Source organism: Mesorhizobium sp. M0618, from assembly GCF_040320765.1.
Classification (GTDB): Bacteria; Pseudomonadota; Alphaproteobacteria; order Rhizobiales; family Rhizobiaceae; genus Mesorhizobium.
In genome coordinates this window covers 1-25366 of record NZ_JAMYQH010000010.1, presented here as the reverse complement: position 1 = coordinate 25366, position 25366 = coordinate 1, and the positions used below count along the sequence as shown (strand labels likewise).

The following is a 25366-nucleotide window of genomic DNA, read 5'->3' as shown; positions in this document are numbered from 1 at the left end:
GATCAGTTGCCATAGATGTCGTAGCCGAAGTACTTCTTCGCGATCTTGTCGTAGGTTCCATCCTGACGGACCTCGGTGATCGCCTTGTTGAGTTCCCCGCGCAGTTGGGCGTCCTCCTTCCGGAGTCCAATGCCGGCTCCCTCTCCAAAGCAGCCGCGATCGGTGACGATCTTGGACGCGAACGCCATGTTCTTGCCGGCGTCGGTCTTGAGCAGACCAAAATCCGAAGCGACAGCGTCGGCAAAGATGGCGTCGAGACGGCCGGACGTCAGGTCGAGATAGAGGGCGTCGGCGTTGGGGTACGTAACGACTTTCGCCGTTGGATAGGTCTTTTCGAGATAGCAGAGATAGGTGCTCCCGGAGAGTGTCCCCACCGTCTTGGCTTTGAGCTGCTTGTCCGCAACATCGATGGTCACGCCAACCGGGGCCACGAAAACACCGCCGGACTCATAATATTTGTTGGAAAAGTCGATCTTTTTCTTTCTCTCCTCGGTGATCGCCATGGACGCGAATATGCCGTCATACTTGTGAGCGAGCAGGCCAGGGATCATACCGTCCCACTCTTGAGCGATGAATTCGCAGTGACGGCCCATCTTCGCGCACATGGCCATGCCGAGATCGATCTCGAAGCCCGCAAGGGATCCGTCCGGAGCCCGCTCATTGAATGGGGGGAAAGCTCCTTCGGTGGCGAAATGAATAGTCTGATCAGCCTCGGCTTCGCCCACCATGAGAAAAATGGCGGCCGCCGTCAGAAGAGCACCTGCAAATCGAGGTATCATAGTAGTCCTCCCGTGGTTTTATCACCGATGCGTTCGCGCGAGGAAGCGCTGGAAGTGGGGTGACGATGGGCGTGTCATGATCGTCCGAGGGTCACCCTCCTCTTCGATCTGCCCATCCCGCAAAAAGATGACGCGACTTGAGGCGTCGCGCGCGAAAGCCATTTCATGCGTAACGATGATCATTGTTCGGCCTTCCTCTGCCAGCGCGCGAATGATGGACAGAACTTCGCCCACAAGCTCCGGGTCCAGGGCTGAAGTCGGTTCGTCGAACAGCAGAACTTCGGGATCCATCGCGAGCGCCCGCGCAATCGCGGCGCGCTGCTGCTGGCCGCCAGAGAGAAAGGCTGGGTAGTAGTTCTTGCGATCGGTTAGCCCTACCTTGTCGAGCAAGCTTTCGGCGGTTGCGATCGCCTGAGCTCGCTCGATGCCCAGCACCTGGATGGGCCCCTCAATGACGTTCTCGAGCACCGTCATGTGAGACCACAGGTTGAAGCTTTGAAAAACCATGGCCAGTTTTGCGCGGAAGCGCTGCAACTGCTTTGGGTCCGCGGGATGTTGATTTCCGTTCGGGCCGACCTTGGTCCTAATCGACTCATTGTTAAGTGTGATCGTTCCGCTAGTCGGGGACTCTAGGAAGTTTATGCAGCGCAAGAATGTGCTTTTCCCCGAGCCGCTTGCGCCCAAGATCGAGATGACATCGTGCTCGTTCGCGTCAAGCGAGACCCCTTTTAAAACTTCCAGATTTCCGAAAAGTTTGCGGAGGTCGCGGACCTGAAGCTTGAGCCCGCCTTTACGCAGGGTGTCGGCGAGTTGGATCGGCGGTCTCTGATCGTCCAAGATTTAAAATCTTCCCCAGCCAAGTTTGGATGACCATCTTACAAAGTGGTGCCAAGATCGTTTTTGAAAATGGCAAGCGAAGTTTCCAAATCCTGAGATTTGTTCCTGGCGGAACTGCGCAAACTTACGCCCGCTCATGGCGAGTCATGCGCGCCAGCCCGGTAGTAGCAATGACCCGTTCTCGATCTGGGACAATACCAATCGTAGGAGCAACCGCAGTTTGGCGGCGGCGCCTCTACGACACATTCGAATTTCTGAATGACGTCCGGAATAGCTCAACCCAACAACAACTTTGTCGGTCCTTGCTTGGTTATGCGAAGAGGTTTGGCGCGACCAATCTTCTGGCGGGACCAATTCCGCCGCTTCATGCTTTGAGACATGAACAGGCCTCACATGTTTTGCTCGACGCTTGGCCAGAACAATGGTTCATGCGCTACTTCTCCAAGGGCTATCTTTTTCGCGATCCGACCATTCAACTTGTAAATCGCGGCAACGCGCCATTCCTCTGGAGCGAGATCGAAAAAGTGTCCAAGGTGGGCCCCCTCGGTCGTCGGATCATGGAGGAGGCGACCGAATTCAAGCTATGCGAAGGTCTGACGATACCATTCGCGACCTTGGAGGGGCAGCCGGTCGGATTCTCCATTGCAGGCGAAAAGCTGGATCCTGATCCTCACGACCGCCTCGCTTTTCAGTTCGTTGCCGCTTGTGCTTTCGGCTGCGCGGCTAATCTCGCCGATAGAAAATGGCACCCGAAACCGATACGTCTGTCTCCGCGACAAAGGGACGTTCTCAGTTGGGCCTCCGAGGGTTTCACCGTGGACGAAATCGCTGATCGCCTTGGAATCAGTCGTAATACGGCAGACACTCACCTGCGATCGGCGCGGGAGAGACTCGGGGTGGCAAACACCGTACATGCGGTCGCGGAAGCGTTTCGCCACGGTCTGATCGCCTAACTCACGCAATTGCGTGATGCCGCCATCCTCCGGAAACGACCATTGGTTGACCTCGAAACCGGAGGACAACCAACATGCTTCTTATCGTTACAGTGCAAAACGCGGTGAACTATCAGCGGGAAATGGACCAGGCTTTCCATCTTCGACACAGAGTGTTCGTCGAAGAAAAGGGCTGGACGGATCTGCGGCGCGAAGATGGTCGCGAAATTGATGGCTTCGACGACGAGCATGCAGTTCATATGCTCTTTACTGTCGAGGAGCGCGTCGTCGGCTACCAACGGATGCTCCCTTTGACCCGACCCCACTTGCTGTCGGAGGTGTTGCCGGACCTGTGCGATGGCGCCAGGCCTAGCGGAGACAACATCTGGGAATGGACGCGATACTGTGTCGAGCCACAGTATCGCGAACGCGGACGGATGCTCAGTCCTGTCGCGAACGCGCTTTTGTCCGGTATTGTCGAGTGGGGCTTGGGCCGCGGCGTCGACACAATCATCATCGAAATGAACCCGCTTTGGCTGCTGCGACTTGTACAGCTGCATTTCAGGGTCACGCCGCTCGGCCTGCCGCGGATCGTCGGCAACGAGGATACGTTGGCCGTGACCGCGAGCTTTGACGAGCGGACGCTTGCTCGATTGCACGCAGTGCGGAAGCCAGGCCCACAGGCTGGCGCAATCGACAATTAACACTCGCGACACAGCCTGAGAGAGTGCTCCCCCAGGGGGTTCAACGCGGCTGGTGGGCGGGGCGACTCAGCAGCTCGCATTCGTGAACGTTTGGGTCATAACTTCTCCAGATGAGGGAGGGTCGATGCCGCGACGCGTCCAGCTCGTTACGCTTGACTGCGCACTTGTCATCGCTGAGGAAGGCAGCTTTCTCGCCGCCTCCCGACGCTTGGGGCTCCACCATTCCGCTCTCAGCCGGCGCATCCGTGACCTTGAGCACTCGCTTGGAACGGTCCTGTTCGAACGTCGCACAGGCGGTGTCCGACCAACCCTGGCCGGCACCGAACTCCTGCGTAACCTTCGCCGCGTTCTGACTGACCTCGACGATACACTCGCCATGGTCAAGACGGTCCGAGAAGGACAAGCCGGCAGGGTGTCGAGCGGCTTCGACGCGTCCCTGCAGGCAACGGAGTTTCTGGATGCAGTTACAGACTTCATTCGGAGCAGGCCGGATATCGCCTTGCGCTTCGTGGAAGAGAAACGAGCCGCGTCCCGTTTACCCTGACCTAGTTTCGCGCCGGGCTCGGCTGAACGCGCGATCGGTCGTCATGAATCGTGCCAGCATCGGCGCGATCAGCTTTGCCGGATCGACAACTTTCTGGCCCGTCTCGCGTCCGAGCACTTCGGCGTAGGCGACAAGATCGCGGTGAACGGCGGCGGGCAGCTCGACCGTGATCTTAATGGGCCGGTCGTCGGGAATGGCGGAGAGCTTCAGCTTGGTCATGATGGTTCCTTCGGCGCGGCATATGGTGCCAGCACAATGTCGCGATTGACGATCACGCGGACCGGGAAACCCGGCCGGATTGTCAGCGTTGGCTGGACATCGAGTTGGCGGCCCACGATCTGCTGACCGATATTGCTCATTGAATTCTGCGTGCTTTCACGGATCGCCTTGGCTATATCGCTCTCGTTGTTGTTGGAACCGAGGCTGGTGCCGACGCCCAATAACGTCGAGAGCGCCGCTGCACGAAACAGCTGACCCCAGTGATGGTCGATCTCGTCCTCCAGCCCGGAAAATCCTTCCGTGTCCGCGCCCTGCTGGCGCTCCAGCACGATCGAGGTGCCGTCGGGCATGATCAGTCGGTTCCAGACCAGAAGCACGCGTGACTGACCGAAGGCGACCTGGCTGTCATACTTGCCGATCAGCCTCGCACCCTGCGGAATCAGCATGTAGGATCCTGATGGGCTGTCGTAAACGTTCTCCGTGACCTGAGCGGTGATCTGACCGGGTAGATCGGAACGGATACCGGTGATGAGTGCAGCCGGAATGATCGTGCCGGCCTGTACGACATAGGGCGAAGCCTTGTCCACCAGACGATCAGGACTGACGGTTCGGCGATCCGGTGCGGTATCGACGAAGGCCAGTTTGCGATCCTGCATGTTTTGAGCGGAGCCTGGATCGAGCGCCGAAGGCTCGGTTGGGGGTATCAAACCCGACATGGTGTCCGCGACGATATTTCCCGCACCAGTATCCTGCCGCACCGGATTTCCCCGCGCATTGGTGTCGGTGAAGAGTTTCGCAACCCGCGCGGCCTCGATCTCCGCCAGGCGGCGCTGCTCCTCCGGATCGGCGCGCGGCGCACTGATGTTCGGCACCGCCACCGGCTGTCCACGCTCCTGCGCGCGCAGGATCGGCCGGCCGAGATCGCCGGGCAAAGGCGGGCCGATTCTTGGCACACCGGAATAGTCCTTTGGCAGGGTTTGGAGCCCGTCGGCAGTGGTGCGGTTTTCAGTAGTAAAGAGTTCGGACGGCTCGTCGTTGCTGCGCCGCCTGGTGTCGAGCGCCCAGATCAGTGTGCCAAGGATCGCAGCGCTGGCCACTCCGCCTAGACCGATCAGCACCTTGCGCGAAAGGCGCGTGACCCTGGCGGGCTCAGGCCTCAGACGCAGGTCGGCCCTGATGTCCACGTTGGGGGGATTTGCAACGTCGTTCATCGGAACAGCCCCGCGCTGCGCGGCGGTCTTTTCCCATCGGTGCGCACAATCCTGACACGCCGCTCCGAATCTTTATCGCCAAGCCTCAGTTCGGCCGCGGCGAAGAGGCGGTCGACGACATAGTAGTTTTTCCGGGCGCGGTAGTTGACCAGTTCCGAGCCGCCCGATGGGCCGATGACGAAGAGCGGCGGCATCTCACCCTGACCGATACCGGACGGAAACTCGATATAGACTTTTGAGCCGTCATCGAACGCGCGTAGCGGCTTCCATGGTGCCGCGTCGCCCTCGATGCGGTAACGAAAGTTGAGTTTCTGGATGTCGATGCCGGCAGCGACCGGCTGGGCTGCGGAAGCCTGCGCGTTCTGGCGCCGCAGCGCTATCAGCTGATCCTGAGGATACTGCCACGACACAGAGGCCATGTAGGTGCTTTCGGTCGATCGCAGCTCGAGATGATAGGTGCGACGGTCGCTGTTGATGACAAGGTTGGTCTGGAGATCGGACCTCGTCGGCTTGACGAGGATGTGGACCTGAAGCCGGTCCGCTGCCCCACTCTGCGTATCGCCGATGATCCAGCGCACGGTGTCGCCGGCGGCGACGGGTCCGGAGCCAACGAGCTGCTCGCCGGGCTGCAGCGCGATGTCGGTGACCTGACCAGGTGCTGCATAGATTTGATAGAGCGCGCCTTCACTCCAGGGATAGAGCTGGATCGCGTTGATAAAACCGTCGCGGACGGGCTGCATTCGTGCGGCCTCGTTCGCCTGGCTGATCCGCTGTTTCGGATCGGCTGGTTCCGCCTTCGCCTTGCTGGTCTCTATCGGCTTCAACTGACCGGGCAGTGGAAGCGGTTTCGGCAGTTCCACCACCTTCACCGGACCAGGCGGATCGACCTTCTGCACGGCAGGCACCGCATCGTCGTAGTCGATCTCCGGCGGAATGTATTTTTTCGAAGCGCAGCCGGCGAGCGCCGTCGCCGACAGCAGTGCCAGGGCAAGCACCCGAGCCTTGGTCATGTTGCGGGTAACATGTCCCCTTGCTCTTCCTGCTTGTATCGCGCGCTTCATGAAAGCTCCTTCGACCAGTTGATGGCGTTGACATAGACGCCGAGCGGATTGGCCTTCAGCCGGTCGGCATCGCGGGGTTGTTGAGTGACGATCGTGAGGATGGCGGTCCAGCGTCCGGTGCTGGCCAGACTACCGTTCTCGTAGCGGCGCTCGATCCAGGCGACACGAAACGAGTCCGGCGAGGCACGGATGACGCTGGAGACCTCGACCGCGATCTGGATTTTGCCGACCTTGGCAAAAGGGTCGTTCAAGCGGGCGTAGTCGTTCAGAGAAATGGCGCCACGGTCGGTCGTGTAATCGTAGGCGCGCAGCCAGTTCTGGCGGACAACGACCGGATCGTCCGGGATGCTTCTCACCTGCTCGATGAAACGAGCGAGATGCCACGCGATCTGCGGATCGGTCGGCTGATAGTCAGCAACGGCCGCGGCGACCACCTGCGCCTCGCCAAACTTGTCGACCTGTACGACCCAGGGAACCACGGAGCCGCGCGTCGACTGCCAGACCAAGGCGGAAGCGAAGCCGCTGGCAAGGACCAACGAACCGAAGGCCATCAGCCGCCAGTTTTTCGCTTGCACGCGAGCCGAGCCGATACGTTCATCCCAGGCTTGGGCAGCACGTTGATACGGCGTCTCCGGCTGAGGCGTCGTTCCGTAACGAACGGAAGGTCGTTTGAAGAGGTTCATCGGCGGTCATCCTGATTGAGGGAAACATTCGTCGAGCCGCCGCCGTGATCGCCGGATCGGACGGAATGCGCGGCCATGCTGGCGCCATGGCTCATGGCCTGGCCGGGCTTCATGCGATTGGCCCATGCCGGCGGCGATTCGGCACCAGATTCAGCAGTCGACGCACGCCCTGAAGCAGCTGCTGCTGGCTGCTCTCCACCCGTTGCGGTCCATGCGGCCGAGCGGCCAGCCTGCTGGCTGGAAGACAGGGCTGAAGCCGCGCGCGACATTGCCTGCTTCACCGGCTGAACGGCAGTGCCGGCACCAGCCTTGGCGACACCGGCAATGCCGGCGGTGATCGAGCCTGCACCGCTCTGTCCGGATGTTGCGGCGGCGAGGCCGTAAGCTGTCGAGGTGCTGCCGGCCAAATGCGCGCCGCCACGTGCGGCGGCCGCCGACATGCGCCCACCTGCGCTGAGCGCACTTGCGCCGCCGCTCAATCCGGCGCGGGCGCCCATGGCTCCGGCAGCACCAAGGCCGGCGGCAGCGAGGCTGGTGCCCACAGCAGCACCCGCGCCGAGTTGCGGCGCGCCGGAAACAAGACCTGTCGCGATGCCGGGACCGAAGATCGAAAGCCCCATCAGCGAAAGAGCACCCAGCACAAGGGACAGCGCATCAGTGATCGTCGGTTGTTCAGCGCCAAAACCTTGAGTGAACTCGCCGAAGAGACCCGAACCGATGCCGACGATGACGGCGAGCACGAGAATCTTGACGCCGGAGGCGACGATGTTGCCGAGCACTTTCTCGGCGAGGAAGGCGGTCCGATTGAAGAGCGCGAAGGGGATCAGCACGAAGCCGGCCAGCGTCGTCAGCTTGAACTCGATCAGGGTTACGAAGATCTGGACGGCGAGGATGAAGAAGGCGATGAGAACGATCGCCCAGGCGATCATCAGCACCGCGATCTGAACAAAATTCTCGAAGAAGGAAACGTAGCCCATCAGCTGGCTGGCGGCCTCAAGGATCGGATTGCCGGCATCGATGCCGACCTGGGCGACGCGCCCAGGCTGCAGCAGTGCGGAGCCGGAAAGTGCTGATCCTCCCGCCTTCAGGCCGAGCCCGGAAAAACTCTCGAAGACAATGCCAGCGAGACGATTGAAGTTGCCTATGATGAAGGCGAAGAAGCCGATGTAGAGCGTCTTCTTCACCAGCCGGTGCAGTACGTCCTCGTCAGCGCCCCAGGCCCAGAACAGGCCGGCGAGCGTGATGTCGATGACGATCAGGGTGGACGTGAGAAAGGCCACTTCGCCGCCGAGCAGGCCGAACCCTGAATCGATGTACCGGGTAAAGGTTTCCAGGAAGCGGTCGATGACGCCGGTGTCATTCATGGCGTCACCGTGTTCGGGCGGCGTTGATCTTGCTCACCCTGAGGCATCGAGGACTGAAGGGGCAGGAGCCGGCTCTGGTCTTTGTCGACTGACGGAACTGCGTACGGTGCCGCGGACCGTGTCGGCTGAAGGAAACGCCGGCGGTTTTCCGCCCAGGCCTTCCTGCAGGCTTCGTCGGCTATCGCGGCCATGCCGATGTTCCGGCATCGCGCAAGTTCGACTCGCGCCGGCTCGCCGCCCGGATGTGCGGAGCGCGGGGAGGACGCGTCCTGCGGGCCGTCGCCACGCAACGCCATGAAGGCGGCGGTCATGGCGGCGCCAAGGGCAAGAACGGCTGTCATCCGGGCGGCGATCTTGAGATCCATGCGACTCTCGCCTCAGTCGTGGAACATCTTCACGAATGACGGGCTGTAGCCACTGCCTGTCATGAAGCGGCTAAACTGTTCACGTGCTTGTTCCTGTGCAGCTGCCCGCCTCGCCTGCTCCAGTGCGTTGGCGCGTCCCTGCGCTGCCATCATCGCCGTCAGGTCCGACACCTGCCTTGCCTGGACGGCAAGAAGCTGGTTGCCGGCTTGCGTCGCCTGTAGCACGCCGACGGCAGACTGGCTGGCGCCGACCAGCGCGCTCGTCTGTTCCTGTGTCCCCTCGATGTTGTCCACGGCGACGGCGCCGGTCTTCAGCGAGTGCTCGAAGGCCGACACCGATGTCTGCCAGCGTTCACGCGCGCCATCGACAAGCTGCTGGCTGGAGAGATCCGAACTAAAACTCTCGTACGTCGAGGTGAACTGGCTCTCGATGTCCTGGACGCTGTAGGCGAGCTTGTCGGCCTCGCCGAGCAGGGTCTTCATCTGAGAGAAATTGCCTTCGATCTGGCCAACCAGCGAAGTCGGCAGCGACGCGAGGTTCTTGGCCTGGTTGATCAGCATCTGCGCCTCATTCTGCAGCGAGGTGATCTGGTTCTGGATCTGCTCCAGGGCGCGAGCGGCCTGGAGCAGGTTCTGGCTGTAGTTGGTGGGATCAAAGACGATGAACGCCGACGCCGGCGCCGATGACAGCGCGATCCCGGTTGCGATGACGCTGGCTGCTGCCATGTGACGAGCGCGAAGACATTTGCGAACGGAATTCATGACGAGGTCTCCTCTGCGGATTGGTCGATGACATTGGTGAGATCGGGAACGAGGTCGGCCGCCCAGGAAAGACCGCGATCGGCAAGCCAGGCCTCGAGAAAGTATTGCCGACCGCCCTCGGCGATGACCCGGTCGATCGCCGCCTGATCGGATTTGGACGATGCGGCGCACAGCGCCAGCCCGATCGGACCAAGGCCCAGTTCGAACAGCCGGTTGCCGCGCCGCGACTGGCAATAATAGTCACGCTTCGGCGTCGCCCGGGCGACGATCTCGATCTGGCGATCGTTGAGACCAAAGCGGCGATAGATGGCCGTGATCTGCGGCTCGATCGCCCTCTCGTTCGGCAGAAAGAGCCGCGTCGGACAGCTTTCGACGATGGCCGGTGCGATTCTGCTGCCGTCGATATCGGAGAGCGATTGCGTGGCAAAGATGACGGAGGCGTTCTTCTTGCGAAGAGTCTTTAGCCATTCCCGCAGCTGATCGGCGAAGCCGCCATCGTCGAGCGCCAGCCAACCCTCATCGATGATCAGCAGCGTCGGCCGCCCGTCCATCCGCTGCTCGATCCGATGGAAGAGATAGGCAAGCACAGCCGGAGCAACCCCCGTGCCGATCAGGCCTTCGGTCTCGAATGCCTGGACGGACGCCTCACCCAGCCGCTCGTGCTCGGCGTCGAGCAGCCGGCCATAGGGACCCCCGATACAGTAGGGCCGGAGTGCCTGCTTCAGTGGCGAGGATTGCAGCAGCACCGACAGGCCGGTCAGTGTCCGTTCCTGAACCGGCGCGCTGGCCAGCGAGGTCAGCGCCGACCAGAGATATTCCTTGACCACCGGCGTAACGGGGACGCCCTCGCGCTGAAGAATGTCGACGAGCCAGTCGGCCGCCCAGGCCCGCTCCGACGTGTGGTGGATACGACCAAGCGGCTGCAGCGAAACGGCGTCGAAATCATCCGACAGGTCCGCCAAGGTGAGCAGAGCGAGCGGATCGTCCGGCCCTTGCCCGCTCGACGCATTGCCGCCGAGATTGTGCCAGTCGCCATCCATGGCAAGCATGGCCGCGCGGATCGAGCCGCCGAAGTCGAATGCAAAAATCTGGTTGTTCTCGTACCGCCGAAACTGCAGCGCCATCAACGCCAACAAGACCGACTTGCCGGCACCGGTGGGGCCAACGACGAGGGTGTGGCCGACATCGCCCACATGCAGGCTGAATCGGAACGGCGTAGCGCCTTCCGTCCTGGCAAAGAACAGTGGCGGGGCGCCAAAATGCTCGTCCTCGACAGGTCCCGCCCAGACCGCCGAGAGCGGGATCATGTGGGCGAGGTTCAGTGTCGACAGCGGCGGCTGGCGGACGTTCGCATAAACGTGGCCTGGGATGCTGCCGAGCCATGCTTCGACGGCGTTGACGCCCTCGACGATTGCTGTGAAGTCCCTGCCCTGGATGATTTTTTCCACCAGCCGAAGCTTCTCGTCGGCGATCGACGGATCGGCATCCCACACCGTCACCGTCGCGGTGACATAAGCTTGGCCGATCTGGTCGGAGCCAAGGTCCTGAAGGGCGGCGTCAGCATCGGCTGCCTTGTTGGCGGCGTCGGTGTCCAAAAGAACGGATGCCTCGTTGGTCATTACCTCCTTGAGGATGGCGGCGACCGACTTGCGCTTGGCGAACCACTGCCGGCGGATCTTCGTCAGCAGCTTCGTGGCGTCAGCCTTGTCGAGCATGATCGCCCGGGTCGACCAGCGATAGACAAAGGCAAGCCGATTGAGATCGTCGAGGATCCCCGGAAAAGTTGTCGTCGGGAACCCAATGACGGTGAGCGTGCGCAGATGGGCATCGCCGAGCCTCGGTTCCAATCCACCCGCGAGCGGCTGATCGACCAGCAGCGCATCGAGATGCATCGGCGTTTCAGGAACACGGATGCGGTGACGCTTGGTCGAGACCGTCGAATGCAGGTAGGTCAGAGTCTCGGCATCGTCGAGCCATGCGGCCTCCGGGACAAAACCTTCAACCAGGTTGAGCACCCGGTCGGTGCGGTCCACAAAACCCTTCAGGAGTTCCCACGGATCGACGCCGCTCTTCTCCCGACCTTCGTAAAGCCAGCTCTCGATGCGAGAAGCTTCCTCAGCCGGCGGCATCCAAACGAAGGTGAGAAAGTAGCTGCTCTCGAACAGCTCCCCGTTCGGCCGGCGACCGCCCCACTGGGACGATTCCTGGTCGACCTCACCCTCGAACTGTTCACGACGTTCGAGATCGACCAACGCCGAGGCCCTGTCGGGGAAGAGACCTTCGGGATAGTGCTGCGCGGCAAGCCGAACGGCTTCGACGAAGATCGCCCAGCCGGAGCCGAGACGGCGCAACGTGCTGTTCAGCCGCGCCGTCGTGCCGACCAGTTCCGCCGGCGTCGCACTGTCGAGATCGGGACCGCGAAAGCGGGCGGTTCTCTGGAAGGAGCCGTCTTTGTTCAATACAACGCCCGGCGCGACCAGTGCTGCCCAGGGCAGGTAGTCGGCGAGGTTGGACGAGCGTTTGCGGTATTCGGCGAGGTTCATCATGGGCGAAAAACCTCTCAGCAGCCGAAATGCGCGGGATAGCGCAGGTGCCGGCGAACGACCTCGACGAACTGCGCATCGCGTTTTGCCGCCCAGACGGCCGCGAAATGGCCAATCGCCCAGATGGCGAGGCCGACGATCCACAGGCGAAGTCCCAATCCGACCGCGCCGGCCAGCGTGCCGTTGGCGATGGCGACCGCGCGCGGCGCGCCGCCGAGCAGGATCGGTTCGGTGAGCGCCCGGTGTACCGGCGCGAAAAAGCCGCGGACTTCGTCGACTTGCAGCAGGGACCCTGTCATCAGACGAGCGCCCCGCCGCCGAACGAGAAAAACGACAGGAAGAACGAACTCGCCGCGAAGGCGATCGACAGGCCGAACACGATTTGGATCAGCCGGCGGAATCCGCCCGACGTGTCGCCGAAAGCCAGCGACAGGCCGGTGACGATGATGATGATCACCGCCACGATCTTAGCGACTGGCCCCTCGACGGATTCGAGGATTTGTTGAAGCGGCTGCTCCCACGGCATGGAAGAACCGGCCGCGTCAGCGCGCGTGATCATCATGGCCGCGACCGCAGCAGTCGCCGTGGCCAGCGGGAGCACCGCACCGAGCTTACGGATAGATGACGAAGTGAAGCGGATCGGATTCATTCTGAGACTCCATAGGGAATCGGGGATTCACGGTTGGTGTGGCCTCGAGCTTTGCCTCGAGCGTACGGTAGTCGCGGGTGGCAGGATCGAGCCCGTCTACGAGAGCGATCTCAACGAGCCGGCGGGACGAGCCTCGGCCGGCGAGCACGGCAACAATGTCGATCGTCTCTGCAATGAGGGCGCGCGGGACCGTGACGACTGCCTCCTGCACGAGCTGCTCGAGTCGACGGAGTGCGCCTAGGGCGGAACTGGCGTGGATAGTGCCGATGCCGCCGGGGTGGCCGGTGCCCCAGGCCTTCAACAGGTCAAGTGCTTCCGCGCCGCGTACTTCGCCGATCGGGATGCGGTCGGGGCGAAGTCGCAACGATGACTTCACCAGATCGGAAAGCGAGGCGACGCCATCCTTGGTGCGCAGCGCCACGAGGTTCGGGGCGGCGCATTGCAGCTCGCGCGTGTCCTCGATCAGCACGACGCGATCGGCGGTTTTAGCCACCTCTGCCAAAAGCGCGTTGACCAGCGTGGTCTTGCCGGTCGACGTGCCGCCAGCGACCAGCACGTTCTTCCGCCTTTCGACCGCAAGCCGCAGCACGCCGGCCTGGCTCTCTGTCATGATGCCGGCCGCGACATAATCTTCGAGCATAAACACAGCGACGGCCGGCTTGCGGATGGCAAAGGTCGGCGCCGCGACGACAGGCGGCAACAAGCCCTCGAAACGCTCGCCGGTCTCCGGCAGTTCGGCAGATACACGGGGGCTGCCGGAATGCACTTCCGCACCGACATGATGCGCGACCAGCCGAACGATCCGCTCGCCATCGGCCGGGATAAGGATTTCGTCGGTGGCGGACAGCCCCTCCTTCAACCGGTCGACCCACAGCCGTCCGTCCGGATTGAGCATCACCTCGACAATCGCCGGGTCTTCAAGGAAGCCGGCGATGGCGGGGCCGAGCGCCGTGCGCAGCATGCGCGCGCCGCGCGAAACCGCTTCCCTGCCAGGCTGATGACTGGTTGCCACGATGATCCCCATTCCTCGCGGCGAGTTGGTCGTGCCGCTGTCGGGGATGATTAGAAGAGGCAGGACTATCGGCCTTGCAACAAGCAAAACCGGCGATCGTGATGCGACGTGAAAAGACTTGCGAAATGCGGTGCGGCGGAAATGGCGAACTCGGCTCAGACCTAACCCGCAGACAAATCATCCGTGTCGGCCGGCGGTGCCGCGGGCACGTCCTCGGCGATTTCCTGCCGGAGCTTTGGTCCTTTGCTCAGCCTGCGACCGAGCGCGTCGACAAAACCATCGTAGCGCTGCAGGCCCTTCGCGCGAGCTTCGGCCTGGGCGGTTTCCGGCAAGGCCGGAGTTGAGGTGAGCCAGAAGCGGACGAATAGCGCCAGCGTCTCGATGGCGATGCCGACGTCGCGCTCGACTCGCTGCACGCGCCGGTCGATCTGGTCCAGGCGTCGGGCGATCGCCGCTTCCTTTCGCTCGTCGGCGTCCGGCGAAAGCAAGGAGGCGATTGCAGCCTCGGCGATCAGCGACAGTGAGACGTCGCGCCGCGCGGCGTAGTCGGCGAGCGCGTTCATCACGTCTGGATCGAGATAGGCCGAGAGCCGTTTCTTCTTCGCGTTCTTCACAACTCAATGCCGTCGTTGGGATCAAGGGCGGCCTGCCGTGCGGCGCGCCGCATGATCTGGTCTACCGAGCGCCGACGAACAGCGTCGTCGTCAGGTTCGTCCTGGTCAAGGTCGAACTCGTCGTCGCGCTGTGTTGTTCGCTCCGGTGCAATGTCCTCATGCTCGGGAATCTCGGGCTGGCGGCGGATGCCGCCATTCGCCGGATCCTCGTCCTGTGGATTCATGGCCGGCTTCGATTGCTTAGGATTGTCTTTCGACGCCGGAAGGACTGTTGTGCCGGTCCAGTCGTCGGGGCGCGACATTCCCTGGGCCGTTTCTGGCTTCGGTGGCGGCAGGACGCGCTCGGCAAGGCGCGGATCGGCGAAGTACCGCGCCTTCTTCGCCCGGATCGGGAACAGACCTGACACCATGACGATGGCATCGGTCGGCGGAAGTTGCATGATCTCGCCCGGAGTCATCAAGGCGCGCGCCGTCTCCTGCCGCGAGACCATCAGATGCCCGAGCCAGGGCGACAACCTGTGCCCGGCATAGTTCTTCATGGCTCGCATCTCGGTTCCTGTTCCCAGCGAGTCCGACACTCGCTTGGCCGTCCGTTCGTCGTTGGTGGCAAAGCTCACCCGCACATGACAATTATCGAGGATGGAATTGTTCGGCCCATAGGCCTTTTCGATCTGGTTGAGCGACTGCGCGATCAGAAAGCTCTTGATGCCGTAGCCCGCCATGAATGCCAGCGCGCTTTCGAAGAAATCGAGACGGCCGAGTGCCGGGAACTCGTCGAGCATCATCAGCAGGCGCTGGCGATGATCCTTCGCATGGAGATCCTCCGTCAATCTGCGGCCGATCTGGTTGAGCACGAGGCGGATGAGCGGTTTTGTGCGACTGATGTCTGACGGCGGCACGACCAGATAGAGTGTCGTCGGCCGCACGCCCTCGACAAGGTCAGCGATCCGCCAATCGCAACGAGACGTCACCTTGGCCACAACCGGATCGCGGTAAAGGCCCAGAAAACTCATGGCGGTCGAGAGCACGCCGGAGCGTTCGTTCTCCGACTTGTTGAGCAGTTCCCGCGCCGCAGATGCCACGACCGGATGCGGCCCGCCCTCACCCAGATGCCGCGTCAGCATCATGGTGCGCAGCGTCGTCTCGATTGGCCGTTGCGGATCGGAGAGGAAGTTCGCAACGCCGGCGAGCGTCTTGTCCTTCTCTGCATAGAGAACATGCAGGATGGCGCCGACCAGGAGTGCGTGACTGGTCTTTTCCCAATGGTTCCGGCGTTCCAACGACCCCTCGGGATCAACGAGCACGTCGGCCACGTTCTGCACATCTCGCACTTCCCATTCGCCTCGCCGGACTTCCAGCAGGGGATTGTAGGCAGCCGATGCGGGATTGGTCGGATCGAACAGCAGCATGCGGCCAAAGCGCGACCGCCATCCGGCCGTCAGTTCCCAGTTCTCACCCTTGATGTCGTGGACGATCGCCGAGCCCGGCCAGGTCAGCAGGGACGGCACAACGAGGCCGACACCCTTGCCGCTTCGGGTCGGCGCGAAGCACAGAACGTGTTCAGGACCGTCGTGACGGAGATATTCGCGGTCGAGTTTTCCAAGCACAACGCCATCCGGACCGACCATGCCCTCGGATTGGATCTCCTTGCGCGTCGCCCAGCGTGCCGAACCATAGGTGGCTGCGTTCTTCGCCTCCCGTGCCCGCCACACCGACATCCCGATGGCCACAGCGATCGCAATGAAGCTGCCACTCACCGCGACCAGCGCACCCTCCAGGAAAATCTCTGGCGCATAGGCGTCGTAGAAAAACCACCACCAAAAAAATGCAGGCGGTGGATAAATAGACTGGCCGGCAAGCTCGAACCACGGATGGCCAAGTTGCGGCTGGAAGCCTAACCGCCACGCCGTCCACTGCGTCGCGCCCCAGGTGGTGAGGAGTACGATCAGAAGGACGGTAAGGACCTGACCCCACAATATCCTGGTCGCCGGCACGTCTCGTCTCTCGGGCTGCATAATCGGGAGTGGATAGAGAATGTCGAGTTTCCGGATATGCAAGGCTAAAGGGCAGGTCAGGACAGCATGGTGCGCCCGGACCTAGAGAGACGTGCTGGATGCGGTGCCGGATTCCGGGTTGTTACCTTGGTTCAGGGGCCTGTCGATGTGAGAAGAAACCCGCCTCCGATGGGAAATGGCCCTCGAAGAACTTTTCCTTGGGGCGACCGCTGCTCTATTCGACAGGCATGGATGCGGACACAGGGATGTCGCTGTAGTACCATTAGAGATCAACCTGTCGCTGTGAACCATCGTTCGCATAAAGGCTCCGGCGCATCGTCCGCATAAGGCTTCGCGTGATCGCCGAGGGATAGCCCCTTGTCAGCCTTTGCGGCATCCCGTCGCACGTGTACATTTACGCCCATGACGACTCAACTTAGAAACCTGCGCCCTGTGATCACGCAACCCGAACACGAATTCGGCCTGTTGCTCGGCAAGGTTCTTTCTCCCGCCCAGCCGTTGCAGTCGGAGGAGTTCCTTAGAGGCCGCGAGGAGCAGCTCAGCGGCATCAAGAGGGCGCTCTACCAGTCGGGACGGCACGTCCTGATCCACGGCTTCCGGGGCGTAGGGAAATCGTCGCTGGCGCAGACCGCCGCTTACGGGCTTTCGGCAGGCGCCGATCCCATCGTCATAGGCTGCGACAGCAAGAGCACTTTCGGTAGCGTCATGCGCGATATGTTCGACGAGGCGGTCAACAAGAATCCGACGGTCGAGAAGAAGATCAAGGAATGGGCAGGAGGCTTCGCCAGGTTCGGCATCGCCGCCGGAGGCAAGATAACGACCTATGAGACGTCGGCGACTGAGCCGGGTTCGGTAAACGAAGCCGTTCGTCTGGTGCAGTTCCTCTGCGACAGCTACGCGGGCAGCCCTGTTGTCGTCATCGATGAGTTCGATCAGATCGGCAGCAAGGAGGAGCAGGAGTATTTCACTAACTTCATAAAGCAAGTTTCAGACAAGCATGTCACTGCGAGGTTTATCTTCTGCGGCATTGGCGAGAGCGTCGATGCGATCATGGCTGCGCACGGCAGCGCTGACAGATATTTCCATACGGTCGGGCTGGCGCAACTGCCATGGGAGGCCCGCTTCGACATCGTGACGGTCGCGGCCGACAGGCTGGGTATCGAGATCGACGACAACACTATCTACCGCATCGCCAGGATCAGCGACGGTTTCCCACACTACGTCCACTTCGTGACCGAGAAGCTCTTCTGGCGCGTGTACGGGGCCGACAACGAGGGCAAGGTGACCGGAGAGCTGTTCGAACTGGCCATGTCCGATGCCGCCAGCTCTATGGAGATGAGGCTGAGGGGCCCATACGAGGAGGCGACCCAGAAGTACAACAACGATTACGAAGGAGTCCTTTGGGCGGCCGCCGACGGGCACGAGCTGCGACGGCGCAGCACGGACATCTTCGACTCGTACCAACGGATCATGAGGGATCGTCCAGAGGACGCGCTTGACCGTGACAGGTTCAACCAGCGCATCAACAGCCTCAAGCAGGCCAGCCATGCGCGAATCCTCACCGGAACGAGGGCAGGCTGGTACGAGTTCACGGAGAAGATGATCCGGGGTTACGTGCGCCTGAAGGCCGAACAGGCGAATGTGGTCCTTGAGGTCGATCATCCAGCGGTGAAGAGCCGGACGAAGAACTTCCAACTTTCCGAAAGGTGACGAGCCTCACTTAGCGTTCCGCTTGGCTTCCTGATCGCCACGACCCACTTGTGCGCCGAGGCGCGCGTCGATTCCGCGGAGTGTTCGTCGTGGTATGCGCGAACGATCCGTATGAAGCCTCCATGATGTGCTAGACCGAGTGCCAGTCCAAGGGCGCGACAGCAACAACAGGGAGGGGCAGGCATGCTGGATATTGAGAAGGACACAGCAAAGCGGATTATCGACGCGATCGCCATGTCCATCGACGGCAAGCCTTCTTCGGCGAAGAGCTTCGATTCTTATCCGTACGAAAACCTCGCCGATTACGGCAACTGGGGGCAGGACAACAACGACTCCAAGCATGATACGCCCCGCACGCGAGCACTGTTTTTGTCGTACCTTGTCTTCGCTGGAGGTCGCATCCCGCTGCGCGGCATTGAGATGCATGGTACATGGTTTCGTCCCGACAAATGGGTGGCCGGAGCCCTCGTCAAGAAAGGTTACCTGACAGTTGACGAAAGCGTCGGGGAATTCCTAGTCACGCAGGACGGCTGGGCGTTCGTCGCCGAGACGCTCGAAGGACTCGGGAAATAGAGCCATGCAATACGCCTTGGTCGACGGTAACCGCCGGGAGGCCTTTCCAGGAGGTAGGGGCAGCTGTCCCTCATGCGGGTCGGCGATGGTATCGAAATGCGGTCCTCGCATCCTGCATCACTGGGCGCATTTCGGCCGCCGGAACTGCGATCCATGGTGGGAGAACGAAACCCCGTGGCATCGTGAATGGAAAAGCAGGTTTCCCGAGGAGTGCAGGGAGATCTCCCACGTCGCGCACGACGGGGAAATCCACCGCGCCGACATAAAGACTTCGACAGGGATCGTGATCGAGGTGCAGCACTCATCGATGACGGACGACGAACGGCTGTCTCGTGAGACCTTCTACGGCAACTTGGTCTGGGTAGTGGACGGCAGCGGGTTCAAACATAACTTCGACATCTACCACGAGCTTCCGGCTCCGGAGTCTGAACTGGGTCAAGATCTCGTGTGGGAAAAGGCCGAGCGGCACATGCGCGGGGGGACCGTCGGAATGTGCGTCAAGCTTTCCGAATGCAGGCAGGAATACCCTGAAGCCACGAAGGCGCGCACTCGTGGCGGGACGTATTATTTCATGCACCAGATCAGGCAACAGGTGATCGAGTCCTACCGAGGGCATCACCAGTACGACTGGATCCGGCCTCGCCGCACATGGCTGGATGCCACTTGCCCGGTCTACATCGACCTCGGCGGCGAGCTTATGGCCAGGCTTGAAATCTATGACGAGTCAGGGCTGCCTTGCATTTATTGGGTGAGCAAGCGCAGGTTCGTCCACGACGTCATAACGGAGGTCGACGCGCGCGACATCGCGACACGGTTTTCTCCGATTCCAACGACGTAACCACCTGTTACTTCCCCAATGCGTCGGCCAGCTGCGTCGACACAAGCAGCATGATCGCAGCGTCGGCCAAGGCATCCCCAGTGGCTCGCCCGGTCCATCGTAGCTGCCTGTTTGTCACCGTTGATCCACTACAGTCCGAGTCCGCGCTTCCTTCCGAAGCTCCAATCCACACCGCCGCCATTGGCGCGCATAACACCAGCAACGTGACTGCCGAGTTGCTTCTCGACCGATGGTGACCAGGGCACGAGCTGGAAGCCCAACCCGTCATCGATCATGGCGAAGCGGCCGGACGCGAGCGAGAAACGTTGCCGGTAGATGCCAGCTACCTGGTCGCCTTCCGAAGCCTTCGTGAACGGCAGTCCGATCTTGGCAGCGAGCTGAGCGCCGAATGTGTTCACCTCACGGTCGCGTAGCGTGTCGATCAGATTGCGACCGAAGACGATGCGTTGATCTTCGCGCCGTGCGAGGCCCTGCTCAATAAGGTGGTCGGCGCGATCCCTTAGCGCCTGCTTCACTTCCCTGCCGAAGCCGCCCTCCCCAATTTCGACGGGTGCACGCGCGACAAGCTGTCGGTCGAGCCAGGTCGCGCCATGGGTATGGATTTGTTCTTCAATCGAGGGGTCGGAGCGGACGGCGAGTGCAACGCGGCCGCAGCCCTTTGCATCCTCGTAGCGACGAAGCTCGACGATCGAGCCCCGGGCGGAATCGCCGGTAGCGTCTAGATCTTGAAACCGGATGTGATGGGCACGACCGTCTATGCCGTCCACGATGGCATAAGCCGAGCCTTGTAGCTCATCGTCGAGCCCCCGCTCCAACAGCCGACCGATGATAGGTGTGTCGATCTGCTCAGCTGCAAGGACATAATCGGCTGCGCCTTTGTCGATCCCATGGCCGGTTAGGCTGCGATGCATGCGCTTGATGATGTCGCCGCGCTCGCCAAGCGCGCGCAAGGTGGGTTCGGCTTCATCCGCCATGATCCAGTGGCCCGGGCCGACCTCGCTGGCGAGGCCGAGGCTTTCAAGCTTGCGGAGCCGCCCGACCTTGAGCGTCAGAAATTCGTCCGGCTGGCCATCAGGGTGAAGTGCGAGATCGATAATGCGATGGCGATCGGCATCACGAACAAGCTGGCGGTCGAGCTGTGTCCACCGTTCGCTGTCGATCTGCCGCTCGATTGTTTGGCGGATGTCGTGATCGGTGCGTAGCCCAAGTGTCTGGGTGAGGATGTCGCTCGCCCGGTCGCGCATGCCCTGGCGGATGTAGTCACGCGATATGACGAGGTTCTCGCCGTCATCGGCGACACCCCGAACGAGAATATGGACGTGCGGATGTTCGGTGTTCCAATGGTCAACGCCCAGCCAATCGAGTTTTGTACCGAGATCGCGCTCCATGTCGACCATCAGATTGCGGGCGAAGCCTTTGAGGTGGCCCAACTCGTGGGCATCGTCAGGTGAGACGATGAAACGGAAGTGGTGCCGGTCGTCCTTGCATCGCTCGGAGAAGGCATCATGGTCGGCCTTGTCCGTATCCGGGCCAAACATCTTCGCCTTCTCTCCGTCGCGCGTCACGCCCTCGCGCCGGAGATATCCGAGATGGGCGGCGAGCGGAGCCGAGCCTCGGAACTGCCGGACCACCCGCGCCTTGACGACGGCACCGCGTGAGCGGCCGGTGATGAGGCGATTTGCGCGGATGCTTGCCGATCTGCCGCGACCGAACGTCGAGGCGCTTGGGGAGGTGATCCGGCCTTTTCGCGAGATATGACCACCCGCCCGCTGTGCCGCTGCGAGCGCCTGGAATATGAACGGGCGAGCGCGCTGGCCGGTGCGGGAGCGGATACGGCCGGGGCGCACACGAAAACTGTCGTCACGATTCATAGGCGCTGAGCCCGCGAGGTGCGATTTCCATTGTAAATCTTGAGAAAACAGCGAGCGTGCACATCGCCAATTACGCGAGCACATCGCAAAGCGAGACAAAAACCATAAGAAAAACAACCAACCGACCGAGCCGCACATCGCGGCCCTTTATCCTGCCATCCCTCTTCGTCCTCTCTCACGGCCAACCCTCCTGCCGCAATTTCCACGACGGAACAGGTCGGAATGCGATTGACCAGGAATGCTGAGGTCATTGTGGAGTGGCGGCGGAGGTCTGCACAAACGCACTGCGAATAGCGGAGTTCGGAACTGATACATCTTCACTGCGCGAGCCGTCCGGTTGAGGTACGAGCGCCGCAAGATCGGTGACCGCTTTGTCCACGGGTGCTCGCACGCTGGGTGAACGGATCGCCGTGAAGACGGTCTCAACGGAAACATTAGCCTCGCGCTCACCCTGCGGTGCCGAGCTATTCCGTGTGTTCACGACCTGCGCGAATATCGCCGCTTCGAGTGCGCTCGCCCTGCCCGCTCCTTCACGTGCACGCATCGGAATGGCAACCGAACCATTGATCAGGGGCGCGAGTTTCCTGACGTAGTCGATCGTCTCACGCGGGAGCGGCCGACCGGTTGCAAGGTGCTCTTCGTATCGCCCAGGACCGGCATTGTAAGCCGCGAGGAAGCCCTTGCGACCGAAGCGGTCGAGCATCTCGCGGAGATACGCTGCACCTGCGAAAATGTTGTCGCGCGGCTGATAAGGATCATCGCCGAAGCGATACTTGATGCGCAGTTCCTCCCATGTCGCCGGCATGATCTGCATCAAGCCCATTGCGCCTTTGCCCGACACCGCATGAACGTCACCAACGCTCTCGACATGCATGACAGCGCGGAGCAGCCGCTCGGGAATGGCAAAGCGTTTGGCAGCCTCGCGGATATACGCCGACCAGGGATCAGAAGACGAGATGACGCTGCCGAAGTGCGCCGGCCGCTCACGATGCGTGGAAGGCTCTGCACGGACAGTAGACGCTGGGAGGGCGAGCATGACGCTTGCAGACAGTGCTGCAATGGCTCGGCAGATAAAAGCACATGCACCACGATCCTGACGCGCCTGCAGCCTGCCACCGTGCTCGCTTCCGTCAAGGGCAAGGCTTCGCCGGCCGGACTTGCTTGCCGCCAACCGCGTCGCCATGAACGTCTTGAACGACGGGCAAGCGTTCAGCCCCCCTTGACCTTCGCTGCGCGCGGCGGCCGCCTGACGGGCGATCGGGTCGGAGGGTTTGAGCGGCGCCCAATCGATCAAAGGGTTTGTCGCAGAAAGTTCGCTGAGGCGAAATCGGAGCATCCGATCAGCCCCGTTCGTCGCGCTTCGATTGCCTGCTCCAGTGCAAGGCCCAGACACTTTTCTCGGCATCGGACTGGAACAGATTGGCGCGGATCGGTTGCGTGAAGGATGGATCGTCGATGGAGACGGAGAGATAGGCACCGGCCTTCTCGCCAGTGCGATCCCACGCCGCGCCGATCTCCATGCCTTCGCAGAAGACGCGATGGTCGGGAGCGTTCTCGACGTCCGATTTCTCGGCAGGCAGGATGGCGAGTTTCGCGTCGAGCGTCAGGGTCGAAATATTGCCGAAGAAGCCGTCATCATTGCGGGTGAAAGTACCGATCTGGGCCATTGCAGTGCTCCTTTCATGAGCGTTCGTGAGGGTTGGTGCGAGCCGTCACCGCTCGCCGCGATCCGCTTCCCCAGAATCATCTGGTACCGGCGAAATGCCGTCTCTGGTCCAGACCGGGACCGCGCGACCGATGATCGAATTGAGCGGGAGTGGGCCGAAATACCTGCCGTCGAAACTGTCACCCGAGTTCCAGTTCATGAGGAAGACTTCTCGATCGGCAATGATGTGGCAGCCCTGCCAGACGGGCAGTGGCCGGCCCCGACTGTCACGCTCATGCGCATGTCCAAAGGTCACGCCGCGGACGATAATGGCTGCGCTTTGCCGGCAGACCGTCGTGCCTCCGAGTGCCAACACGTGCTTCAGCAGCGGCACGCCGTTCGGCAGGTATTCGCGTTGGGCAAGCAAGTCCGCCAGTGGCTTGGGCGGCATGACGACGGCGATATCGGAAACGCCGATCCTGTCGACAGGCTCGACGCGGTAGAGGCCGACCGGGACGCTCGCTGACGCGTTCCAGATCAACTTCGGTCGATGGTCGATCCATGCCGGTGCGGCGACGAGGACCGCGCCGCCGAACATCGCGACGATGATCGTTGCGCGCATGCTCATGGCTCAACTCGGCGGCGCAGGAGCCATGCCTCATGGCGCTGGCGAGTATAGGGCCTGGGCGACTCACGCGCGGCGAGCCGGCTGTGGGCATGCCGCCAGTAATCCGGCGACACATCAACGGCATCGATTCCGATCGCTTCGATAGCGTCGATGATCTTCAGCACCTTCTCGACGTTCGGCCATCCGATAGCTGTAAGCAGGAGGCCGGCGCCAGGCCGCACGTAGGCGACAGTCGAGCTGCGCTCGCCGGTGGCAACAGCGCGTAGGATATCGATGCGGGAAGCGACAGTGCCGAAGTCGTTCGCTGTCCAGCGAACAAAGGCGAAGATGCTGCCTGGCGTAAAGGAGACGACACGACGGCTACGGTCGATGCTCCTGTTGGAAGCAACCTGGCCGAACCGGATGTAGTTCTCGATCCGCTTCTTCAGCCACACCAGTTCGACATGGGTGAGATTGCTCATGCTGGCCGCCATGACCGGAGGCCAGCAGTCAGTGCGGCGCAACGAGGGGCGAAGAAAACAGTCGTGCTCCACGAGGGACAACGGACAATGATTATTCTCGGCCTGGCCGAAAGATCCTGGCTCCGCGGTCGTCCACAGCCTCGTGGATGAGCGCTTTCCGTTAGAAAGAATCCGAAGGATTCACAGTTAGAAACGTTAGAGGAGCGGGTTCGGCAATCGCTGCAATGGCTTAAGCCCGATTCCGGTTCCTGATAGCACGGGAATCCGGTTCCTGATGGCACGGGTGTTGCGGTTCCTGATAGCACGGGCCTGTCCACAGTCATTTCACAGCCCTAGTGGTGCGGCCACGTGGCGCGCACGGCGTTGCGCTGGCGCTCGCGAATGGATCGACCGAGTTGAGTTGGAAGTTCAGGCGTGACCGACCGTCGGGATCGATGGAGAGTGCCAGCCGGTAGCCCGGCAGTGGCTGGCGACGGACGATCTCGCGCAGGTCGAAGGTGAAGCGCTTGAAGGGCGACAGGCTGCCCGACTTCACGTGGAGATGGCGGAGATCAAAGCTCCAACCATAGGTCTGGCGGCCACCGTGCTTGCGGACGAGACGGTAAAGCCAGCGCTCCAGGCCGCCCGTTAGCCCGAAATATTGGCGGTCGATCGTGAGAATAAGTGCATCGTCGATGACGCCGGCATAAAACCAGTCGGGCAGGATGAGCTCGATGCCGAGTGGGCGCCCGCTGACGTCCATTCGCTCCTTCCATTCGTTAATCCAGGAGAAGCGATGTCGCCGTCGCTCGGACGACTGGCGGATAGATGTGGCGACCGTCGTCGATTGCAGGCGGTCCAGCGCGGCCTTCAGTCTGTCGTAGCTATGGGCGGAATCGCCCCGCTCGATGAAGGCAAGGATCTCATAGGGCGTGGCCGTCATCAGACGCGACGTGCGAAGGCCTTTGTCACGTGCATCAACAATCTGACTGGCTGCCCAGATCAGGATGTCGGCGTCCCAGATCGTCGCCATGCCATGTTCGATCGTCGCCTCGACGCGGATCGAGACTTCGCCCATGCGAAAGTCAATCGGTGTCACACGGCGGGATTTGGCGAGCGAGAAGAAAGGCCACGACATGAGATCCTGCGCGTCGCGTGGCGTGATGACGCTGGGGCGCGCGCGGAACAGATCAAGCTGCCCCTCATCAGTCGAGCGAAGCTGCATTCTCCTGGCGCCGCAGATCAGGAGACGCGGTAGCCCCCGCCCGCAAATGGCCGCGCGGTGGCGGGCTTGGGGGTGGGCGGGGGGACCAACGTGGCCGTTGGCTGGCGGGGTGGGGGTCGGGCGCCCAACGCTGGGTCGTTTT

27 protein-coding genes are annotated in these 25366 nt (G+C 61.7%); 6 read left to right on the top strand and 21 right to left on the bottom strand.

From position 1 onward, the window contains the following. Window positions 1–2: 2 nt before the first annotated feature. Window positions 3–728: a transporter substrate-binding domain-containing protein gene (locus NKJ04_RS12925; RefSeq protein ID WP_352675363.1), complete on the bottom strand. Its 726-nt coding sequence runs from the start codon at window positions 726–728 to the stop codon at window positions 3–5. A gap of 72 nt (window positions 729–800) precedes the next feature. Further along, complete coding sequence (locus tag NKJ04_RS12920) at window positions 801–1616, bottom strand: ABC transporter ATP-binding protein (protein ID WP_352675360.1); 816 nt, start codon at window positions 1614–1616, stop codon at window positions 801–803. A gap of 29 nt (window positions 1617–1645) precedes the next feature. Between NKJ04_RS12920 and NKJ04_RS12915 the strand changes: the two genes are divergently transcribed. From NKJ04_RS12915 to NKJ04_RS12905, 3 genes are all read left to right on the top strand, one after another. Next, window positions 1646–2569, top strand: coding sequence for a helix-turn-helix transcriptional regulator (locus NKJ04_RS12915; RefSeq protein WP_352675358.1), 924 nt, complete (start codon window positions 1646–1648; stop codon window positions 2567–2569). Window positions 2570–2643: 74 nt separating this feature from the next. Then, window positions 2644–3252, top strand: coding sequence for an acyl-homoserine-lactone synthase (locus NKJ04_RS12910; RefSeq protein ID WP_352675356.1), 609 nt, complete (start codon window positions 2644–2646; stop codon window positions 3250–3252). A 124-nt stretch (window positions 3253–3376) separates the two neighbouring features. After that, window positions 3377–3796 (top strand): LysR family transcriptional regulator, encoded by a 420-nt coding sequence (locus NKJ04_RS12905; RefSeq protein WP_352675353.1) that lies wholly within the window; start codon window positions 3377–3379, stop codon window positions 3794–3796. Here the strand turns inward: NKJ04_RS12905 and NKJ04_RS12900 are convergent. From NKJ04_RS12900 to NKJ04_RS12840, 13 genes are all read right to left on the bottom strand, one after another. Further along, complete coding sequence (locus tag NKJ04_RS12900) at window positions 3788–4015, bottom strand: DUF2274 domain-containing protein (protein WP_352675351.1); 228 nt, start codon at window positions 4013–4015, stop codon at window positions 3788–3790. The two genes, NKJ04_RS12905 and NKJ04_RS12900, sit on opposite strands and share 9 nt — an antisense overlap. After that, complete coding sequence (locus NKJ04_RS12895) at window positions 4012–5226, bottom strand: TraB/TrbI/VirB10 family type IV secretion system protein (protein WP_352675349.1); 1215 nt, start codon at window positions 5224–5226, stop codon at window positions 4012–4014. Before NKJ04_RS12895 ends, NKJ04_RS12900 begins: the two co-directional genes overlap by 4 nt. Further along, window positions 5223–6236, bottom strand: coding sequence for a P-type conjugative transfer protein TrbG (gene trbG / locus NKJ04_RS12890; protein ID WP_352675619.1), 1014 nt, complete (start codon window positions 6234–6236; stop codon window positions 5223–5225). The genes NKJ04_RS12895 and trbG overlap by 4 nt, the downstream gene beginning before the upstream one ends. Window positions 6237–6283: 47 nt before the next feature. Then, window positions 6284–6970: a conjugal transfer protein TrbF gene (gene trbF, locus NKJ04_RS12885; protein ID WP_352675346.1), complete on the bottom strand. Its 687-nt coding sequence runs from the start codon at window positions 6968–6970 to the stop codon at window positions 6284–6286. Next, entirely contained in the window at window positions 6967–8334 is a 1368-nt protein-coding gene (gene trbL, locus NKJ04_RS12880; protein ID WP_352675343.1) for a P-type conjugative transfer protein TrbL, read from the bottom strand. Before trbL ends, trbF begins: the two co-directional genes overlap by 4 nt. Further along, window positions 8331–8699, bottom strand: coding sequence for a putative entry exclusion protein TrbK-alt (trbK-alt, locus tag NKJ04_RS12875; protein ID WP_352675340.1), 369 nt, complete (start codon window positions 8697–8699; stop codon window positions 8331–8333). The genes trbL and trbK-alt overlap by 4 nt, the downstream gene beginning before the upstream one ends. A 12-nt stretch (window positions 8700–8711) precedes the next feature. Then, window positions 8712–9425 (bottom strand): P-type conjugative transfer protein TrbJ, encoded by a 714-nt coding sequence (gene trbJ / locus NKJ04_RS12870; protein WP_502897916.1) that lies wholly within the window; start codon window positions 9423–9425, stop codon window positions 8712–8714. A gap of 32 nt (window positions 9426–9457) precedes the next feature. Then, on the bottom strand, window positions 9458–12007 hold the full coding sequence (trbE, locus tag NKJ04_RS12865) for a conjugal transfer protein TrbE (protein WP_352675335.1): 2550 nt from the start codon (window positions 12005–12007) through the stop codon (window positions 9458–9460). A 14-nt stretch (window positions 12008–12021) separates the two neighbouring features. Continuing rightward, window positions 12022–12303, bottom strand: a complete 282-nt coding sequence (locus tag NKJ04_RS12860) for a VirB3 family type IV secretion system protein (RefSeq protein ID WP_352675332.1) — start codon at window positions 12301–12303, stop codon at window positions 12022–12024. Continuing rightward, window positions 12303–12566, bottom strand: coding sequence for a TrbC/VirB2 family type IV secretion system protein (locus NKJ04_RS12855; RefSeq protein WP_352675617.1), 264 nt, complete (start codon window positions 12564–12566; stop codon window positions 12303–12305). Before NKJ04_RS12855 ends, NKJ04_RS12860 begins: the two co-directional genes overlap by 1 nt. 49 nt (window positions 12567–12615) lie before the next feature. Beyond that, window positions 12616–13614 (bottom strand): P-type conjugative transfer ATPase TrbB, encoded by a 999-nt coding sequence (gene trbB, locus NKJ04_RS12850; protein ID WP_352675330.1) that lies wholly within the window; start codon window positions 13612–13614, stop codon window positions 12616–12618. A gap of 212 nt (window positions 13615–13826) precedes the next feature. Next, window positions 13827–14228 carry a CopG family transcriptional regulator gene (locus NKJ04_RS12845; RefSeq protein ID WP_352675329.1) on the bottom strand — a complete coding sequence of 134 codons (402 nt, stop codon included), beginning with the start codon at window positions 14226–14228 and terminating at the stop codon, window positions 13827–13829. 47 nt (window positions 14229–14275) lie between these two features. Continuing rightward, window positions 14276–16273, bottom strand: a complete 1998-nt coding sequence (locus NKJ04_RS12840) for a conjugal transfer protein TraG (RefSeq protein ID WP_352675328.1) — start codon at window positions 16271–16273, stop codon at window positions 14276–14278. Window positions 16274–16651: 378 nt separating this feature from the next. Here NKJ04_RS12840 and NKJ04_RS12835 point away from each other — a divergent pair, with 378 nt between their 5' ends. The 3 genes from NKJ04_RS12835 (at window position 16652) to NKJ04_RS12825 (ending at window position 19415) form a co-directional block, all read left to right on the top strand. After that, complete coding sequence (locus NKJ04_RS12835) at window positions 16652–18004, top strand: ATP-binding protein (RefSeq protein WP_352675325.1); 1353 nt, start codon at window positions 16652–16654, stop codon at window positions 18002–18004. 183 nt (window positions 18005–18187) lie between these two features. Beyond that, window positions 18188–18577 carry a hypothetical protein gene (locus tag NKJ04_RS12830; RefSeq protein WP_352675323.1) on the top strand — a complete coding sequence of 130 codons (390 nt, stop codon included), beginning with the start codon at window positions 18188–18190 and terminating at the stop codon, window positions 18575–18577. A 4-nt stretch (window positions 18578–18581) separates the two neighbouring features. Continuing rightward, entirely contained in the window at window positions 18582–19415 is an 834-nt protein-coding gene (locus NKJ04_RS12825; RefSeq protein WP_352675321.1) for a competence protein CoiA, read from the top strand. A gap of 128 nt (window positions 19416–19543) precedes the next feature. On the opposite strand, the gene NKJ04_RS12820 is transcribed toward NKJ04_RS12825, so the two are convergent. From NKJ04_RS12820 to NKJ04_RS12795, 6 genes are all read right to left on the bottom strand, one after another. Continuing rightward, entirely contained in the window at window positions 19544–21286 is a 1743-nt protein-coding gene (locus tag NKJ04_RS12820; protein ID WP_352675318.1) for a relaxase/mobilization nuclease domain-containing protein, read from the bottom strand. Between the two features lie 247 nt (window positions 21287–21533). Beyond that, window positions 21534–22580: a lytic transglycosylase domain-containing protein gene (locus tag NKJ04_RS12815; protein ID WP_352675317.1), complete on the bottom strand. Its 1047-nt coding sequence runs from the start codon at window positions 22578–22580 to the stop codon at window positions 21534–21536. A gap of 46 nt (window positions 22581–22626) precedes the next feature. Next, window positions 22627–22953 carry a DUF736 domain-containing protein gene (locus NKJ04_RS12810; RefSeq protein WP_352675315.1) on the bottom strand — a complete coding sequence of 109 codons (327 nt, stop codon included), beginning with the start codon at window positions 22951–22953 and terminating at the stop codon, window positions 22627–22629. Between the two features lie 45 nt (window positions 22954–22998). Next, entirely contained in the window at window positions 22999–23559 is a 561-nt protein-coding gene (locus NKJ04_RS12805) for a S26 family signal peptidase (RefSeq protein ID WP_352675313.1), read from the bottom strand. Further along, window positions 23556–24020, bottom strand: coding sequence for a DUF2840 domain-containing protein (locus NKJ04_RS12800; RefSeq protein ID WP_352675311.1), 465 nt, complete (start codon window positions 24018–24020; stop codon window positions 23556–23558). The genes NKJ04_RS12805 and NKJ04_RS12800 overlap by 4 nt, the downstream gene beginning before the upstream one ends. Window positions 24021–24339: 319 nt before the next feature. Beyond that, window positions 24340–25224, bottom strand: a complete 885-nt coding sequence (locus NKJ04_RS12795; RefSeq protein ID WP_352675308.1) for a replication initiator protein A — start codon at window positions 25222–25224, stop codon at window positions 24340–24342. Between the last annotated feature and the right edge of the window lie 142 nt (window positions 25225–25366).